General features: G+C 61.6%; 5 protein-coding genes and 1 pseudogene. 2 read left to right on the top strand and 4 right to left on the bottom strand.

Annotation, left to right across the window (positions count from 1 at the left end):
• The 3 genes and pseudogenes from WBB95_RS05130 to WBB95_RS05120 form a co-directional block, all read right to left on the bottom strand.
• Positions 1 to 198: pseudogene (locus WBB95_RS05130) on the bottom strand (hypothetical protein); the annotation flags it as partial.
• Positions 199 to 230: 32 nt separating this feature from the next.
• Positions 231 to 1,487, bottom strand: a complete 1,257-nt coding sequence (aroA, locus tag WBB95_RS05125) for a 3-phosphoshikimate 1-carboxyvinyltransferase (protein WP_424486572.1) — start codon at positions 1,485 to 1,487, stop codon at positions 231 to 233.
• Positions 1,488 to 1,586: 99 nt separating this feature from the next.
• A complete protein-coding gene (locus tag WBB95_RS05120) occupies positions 1,587 to 2,174 on the bottom strand; it encodes a TetR/AcrR family transcriptional regulator (protein ID WP_424486571.1) in 588 nt (195 codons plus the stop codon).
• 105 nt (positions 2,175 to 2,279) lie between these two features.
• On the opposite strand from WBB95_RS05120, the gene WBB95_RS05115 reads away from it, so the two are divergent.
• Entirely contained in the window at positions 2,280 to 3,347 is a 1,068-nt protein-coding gene (locus tag WBB95_RS05115; RefSeq protein WP_424486570.1) for an NAD(P)-dependent alcohol dehydrogenase, read from the top strand.
• Positions 3,348 to 3,397: 50 nt separating this feature from the next.
• Here the strand turns inward: WBB95_RS05115 and WBB95_RS05110 are convergent, their stop codons facing one another.
• Positions 3,398 to 4,198 (bottom strand): isocitrate lyase/PEP mutase family protein, encoded by an 801-nt coding sequence (locus tag WBB95_RS05110; RefSeq protein WP_424486569.1) that lies wholly within the window; start codon positions 4,196 to 4,198, stop codon positions 3,398 to 3,400.
• Positions 4,199 to 4,532: 334 nt separating this feature from the next.
• On the opposite strand from WBB95_RS05110, the gene WBB95_RS05105 reads away from it, so the two are divergent.
• The gene (locus WBB95_RS05105; protein ID WP_424486568.1) at positions 4,533 to 5,162 is read left to right on the top strand and encodes a lytic polysaccharide monooxygenase auxiliary activity family 9 protein; all 630 of its coding nucleotides are present in this window, start codon (positions 4,533 to 4,535) and stop codon (positions 5,160 to 5,162) included.
• The last annotated feature ends 72 nt before the right edge of the window (positions 5,163 to 5,234 follow it).

Genomic DNA, 5,234 nt, shown 5'->3' with positions numbered 1-5,234 from the left:
GATGCCCAACTGCTCGTACATCCGCTGTTGCAGGTGTTCCAGGTCTTGCAGGCTTTTGACGTCTTCAAGGCGCTCAAGCAGGCGTTTTTCTTCCTGGCGCGTCAGGTTGAGGATGCGCAGGTCGGCGCCGGGCGCGTCGAGCAACTGTTCACGCTCGCAGACGCAGGCTCCGGGCGGGCAGGGTTGGCGAAGTGTCATGTGCTTTCCCTCCCCCTCAGCGCGCCGTCGACTCAGTAGCTCAGCGCAACCCCAAGACTGCCCAGGGCGTTCCAGTACTCGGGGTAGGTCTTGGCCACGCAGTCGGGGTCTTGAATGCGGATGCCCGAGACTTTCAGCCCGGCCAGGGCAAAGCACATGGCAATGCGGTGGTCGGCGTGGGTGTCGATCAACGCGTTGCACGATGTACCGGCCAGCGCGGGGTCGCTCGCTACCAACAGGTCGTCACCGTCGATGGTTGCCAGGCCCGGGCGGATTTCGTTGAGGCCGTCATGCAGTGCCTGCACACGGTCACACTCTTTTACGCGCAGGTTGGCCAGTTCGGTGAAGCGCACCGGCGTGTTGTTGAACGCCGCGAGCACCGCCAGGGTCGGAATGGCGTCCTGCATCTGCGAGCCGACCACGGTGGCCTGCATGTTCGGGAACTGCGCGATCACGGCCTGGGCCTTGGCGTCCGGCTGGGTGAAGTCCTGCGCGGCGACGCCGATGTCAATGCGGCCACCGGTCAGCACTTCAGCGGCCCACAAGTAGGTGGCGGCGGAAGCGTCGGGTTCGATCAGGTAGTCGTGCGCGGTGTAGCCGGTGGGGGCCACGCGCCAGGTGGTGTCGTCGACCACCTCGACCTGCGCGCCGAAAGCGCGCATGCAGTCCAGGGTCAGGTCGACGTAGCCACGGGCGCCGATGTCCTTGCCGGTCAATGCGACTTCAATCGGCGCCTCGCCACACGCCGCGAGCATCAGCAGGGCCGACACGTATTGGCTGGACAAGCCGCCATCGATTTCAAAGCGTGTGGCCTGGACCTTGCCCACGCCATGCACGGTCACGGGCGGGCAGCCGGTGGGGCTGTCGACCTGGATGCCGTTCTGGCCTAGCGTGGCCAGCAGCGGGCCGATCGGGCGTTTTTGCATGTAGTCGTCGCCGGTCAGCACCACGGTGCCGTGCACGGTCGCCACGGCGGCGGTGAGAAAACGCATGGCGGTGCCGGCGTTGCCCAGGAACAGCGGCTGCATCGGCAGTTGCAGCTTGCCGGAGCCGGTGACCACAAACGTGGTGTCATCCGGTTCGTCGACGGTCACGCCCATCTGGCGCAGGGCCACTGACATATGGCGGGTGTCATCGCTTTTCAGCGCGCCGCTCAAGCGGCTGGTGCCCTTGGCCAGGGCTGCCAGCAACAGGGCGCGGTTGGTAATCGATTTGGAGCCGGGGGGCGCGACCTTGCCGTTCAGGGGGAAGTTGGGCGGTGTAACGGTCACGGTTTTCTGCGAACTCAAGGTACAAGGCTCCTGATCAAGGCAAGGTGGTGCGGAGTGGCCGACGGGCGGACCCGAATAATCGGGCATAGACGCGGTGCTTGTCGAGCGCGGGCCGGATCAATCCGAATCTTTTACCCGCATCGGCGCGTCCGTGGCTTGAACGGCAGCGACGGCCATGACCACCAGGCCGTCGACCATACGCTGTAAATCCTGCAGGTTGTCTGCCGTTGTCTTCAGGCCGGTTGAGGCCAGTCGCAGAACTCGGGCGATTTCTGCTGCCGTCAATGCCGCTGTCTCGGGGACAACGGGTTGCAGCACTTCAACCAGTTGCAGCTCCAGTTGAACGTATAAATCCGCCACGGCCTGTGGCGCAAACTCCGCGCAGTTGGCCAACATTTCCGTAGCGTTTTCCGAGTCGATTACCGTTGCTACCGGTTCGATCAACCAGATCGCGAACACGCAGCCCAGGCGCGCGCGCAGACCGCTGATCTTATGCAGCCGCGCGCGGGTTTCAGCCAGGTTGCGCGCACATTGGCGGCGTACCAGTTCAGCGAAAATCGCTTCTTTGTTGGCAAACGCGGTGTACAGCGAAGGCCGCGACATCTCACTGGCCTGGGCGATGTCGCTCATGCTGACTTTGCGATAGCCGTGGCGAAAGAACAGCTCAAAGGCTGCTGCGACGATCCGGTCGTCCTTGGTTTCCATGCTGCTCAGGCTGTACGCTCCGAATCTTACAGTTGACGAATAGTGTAAAGGTGTTAGTGTCTTTACAGGTTTCGTAAAGTGTAAAGTCCCGACGGAGGGGTGGCAATGAGCAGTGTTCCCACAGGCAATAATCTGCCGACAATCACCAAGGCCTATGCAGCGCTGCAACGTGGCGGGCCGATGGTGCCCTGGACGTTTGAGCGCCGCGCACTGCGTGAGCGCGATATCTCGGTGAAGATCCTGTTCAGTGGTGTGTGCCACTCAGATATTCATTCAATGAACCACTGGGGCCAGGAATTTCCGCTGGTGCCGGGCCATGAGATGGTGGGCGAAGTCACCGCAGTGGGGGCGGGTGTCAAACATTTTGCCGTCGGTGACATGGTCATGATCGGCACCATCGTCGACGCCTGCCGCCACTGTGAAGCGTGCAAGGCCGAGAAAGAGGTGTATTGCCGTGAATACCCGACCCTGACTTTCGATGGGCTGGACCGCGTGGACGGCACTCGCACCCGAGGTGGTTATTCCGACCACTACGTGGTGGATGAGCACTTTGCCTACGCCTTGCCTCACGGGCTCGACCCTGCCGGTGCCGCACCGCTGTTGTGCGCCGGGATCACCACGTTTTCGCCGCTGCGCCACTGGAACGTCGGCCCGGGAAAAACGGTGGGCATTATCGGCATTGGCGGGCTTGGGCACCTGGCGGTGAAATTTGCCCGCGCCATGGGCGCCCACGTAGTGGCCTTTACCACGTCGCCGAAGAAGGCCGAGCAGGCGCTGAAATTGGGCGCCCACGAAGTGGTGTTGTCCACCGATGCCGAGCAAATGGCTGCACAGGCTTACCGGTTTGATTTCATCCTGGACACGGTGTCTAGCCGCTACCCGATGGACCCGTTTCTCGCGGCGCTGAAACTGGACGCCACGCTGTGCTCCCTCGGCATTCCGGATCAGTTTGATTTCAGCCCGATGCTCTTGGCGATGGGGCGACGCAGCATTGCCAGTTCGGGGTCTGGCGGCACTGGCGACACCAAGGAAATGCTGGCGTTTTGCGCTGAACACAACATCGTGGCCGACGTCGAAGTGATCGCCATGGCGCAGATCAACGAGGCGTTTGCGCGGGTAGAACAGGGCGATGTGCACTACCGGTTCGTGGTGGATATGAGCAAGGGCTTGTAATCGCAGGTTGTGCGGGGAGGGCGCAGCGTGCTCCCCGCCGTCGTGCGGTATTACGGCGCCATCAGACCGTTCACTTCGCCGTAGGTGAAAGCCTTGAGGCCCTGGGTGTGCAGTGTGCCGGTGCGCAGGAAACCCTCTGCCAATTGGCTCATGGCACCCTGCAGGAACTCGGCGATGCTGGAGCCCGCTGTCAAGCGTCGTACACCCAAGGCCTGCAAGGTGGCGGGGGGCGGCAGGCCGGCCCAGGCGAGTACGTTGACCGGCAGTGGGGTCGACTGGCACAGCTGGTGTATTTCGCGCTCAAGGTGCATGCCCGCAGCAAACAAACCGTCCGCACCGGCCTGCTGATAAACATCGGCGCGACGCAGTACTTCTTCCAGGCGCTGTGCCTCGGGTGCCAAACCCTTCAGGTACACATCACAGCGCGCGTTGATAAACAGCTTCACCCCACAGCTCTCCGCTACGCGGCTTACGGCTTCGATCTTTCGGGCCAACAACGCTGGTGAGCCGGTGCCGTCTTCAAGGTTGATGCCTACGGCTCCTGCGTCAATCACCGCCTTGACCAAGTGGGCCACTTGCTCGGGTTCGTCCGAATAACCGCCCTCGATATCGACACTCACGGGCACGTTGACCCCCCGCACGATGGACTGCACGGTACTGATCAACAGGGGCTGGGGCAGTTGATTGCCGTCCTTGTAACCATGGGCCCAGGCCACGGCGGCGCTGCTAGTGGCGATGGCTCGGCTACCCAACTGCGCAACCAGGCGCGCACCGCCTGCATCGGCGACGTTCGGCAGGACCAGCAGGGTGTCGCGGTGCAACGCATGGAAGGCGGCAGCGTGGGCGGTCATGGTCATTCAATCCTTTGATCGGGGTTTTATCGAAGGCGCCTGTGATACCAAGAATCAGAGGACCGTCGCAACCAGTAGCGCACCCTGGGTCGACATTTCCTACGTAGGTGTCGACTTGGTGTCTTATCGCTCCATCGACAGTGCCTGTAGCAGGACCGCTCCTTGCCGGGTAGGACAAATAACAAATCCGTTGCAGGACAACCGCGCTTCCCCCGCGAGAGAAGGGCAATGTATGAATTTTCCGAGAGAAAAGCCGGCTGGACAATAAAGCCTGCCGAGGTAAGTTCAGGGCGTGCCCCATGACGGGGCGATTTTCAATCAAGGAGTGAATGAAATGAACAAACCTCAGACCCAACTCCGGCACGGTCGTGTTATAGCCCCGGCGAGCCGTGGCTCAGTCGCCGTAGAGCGGGGCTTGCTGGGCAACTGGCAAGTCAACGAAATGGAAGGCGGCAAGAATTTTCCGGCACTCACCGCCGGGCCGTTTCCGGCGCCTTATGAGACCGATGATCAAAGCGTCACGCCGCCCGGGGATGGTCACATCTTGAGTGGCGGTAAAACCGACGACCGCGACTGCGTGAACTTCACCGACGAGGAAATGAGCAAAAAGCTCAACACGGCGTTTACCTGGCCGCTGCTGAATGTCGAGGCCGGGCAGGTGTTCAAGGTGCAGTGGGCGTACACCGCCGCCCACGTCACCCGTGGTTATCGCTGGCTGATCACCAAGGATGGCTGGGACCCCAAGCAGCGCATCAGCCGCGCCCAACTTGAGGCCAAACCCTTCTTCGAAGACTTCTATACCCAAGTGCCGTATTACCAGCACGCGGATGAAATGAAGGCCAAGGTCGAGCACCAGGTGACGCTGCCGCGTGGGAAAAAAGGCCGGCATATGGTGGTGTTGATGTGGATCGTGGCCAACACCGGCAATGCGTTCTACCAGGCGTTTGACCTTAACTTCGAATAAGGTCGGTTCAGCGCTTGCTCAACCAGTAATCATGTAGCGCCCGCGCAGCCGGTTCGATTTCACTGACCCGTT

The sequence above is a fragment of the Pseudomonas sp. genome (assembly GCF_049645325.1).
In the GTDB taxonomy this organism is placed as follows: domain Bacteria; phylum Pseudomonadota; class Gammaproteobacteria; order Pseudomonadales; family Pseudomonadaceae; genus Aquipseudomonas.
Note: the sequence above shows the minus strand (reverse complement) of the source record. Positions and strands in the feature narration are given on the sequence as shown.

Coding starts and splice junctions, on each gene's coding strand:
- WBB95_RS05110 (WP_424486569.1), bottom strand. CDS start 4,198: ATGACCGCCCACGCTGCCGCCTTCCATGCGTTGCACCGCGACACCCTG.
- WBB95_RS05120 (WP_424486571.1), bottom strand. CDS start 2,174: ATGGAAACCAAGGACGACCGGATCGTCGCAGCAGCCTTTGAGCTGTTC.
- WBB95_RS05105 (WP_424486568.1), top strand. CDS start 4,533: ATGAACAAACCTCAGACCCAACTCCGGCACGGTCGTGTTATAGCCCCG.
- WBB95_RS05115 (WP_424486570.1), top strand. CDS start 2,280: ATGAGCAGTGTTCCCACAGGCAATAATCTGCCGACAATCACCAAGGCC.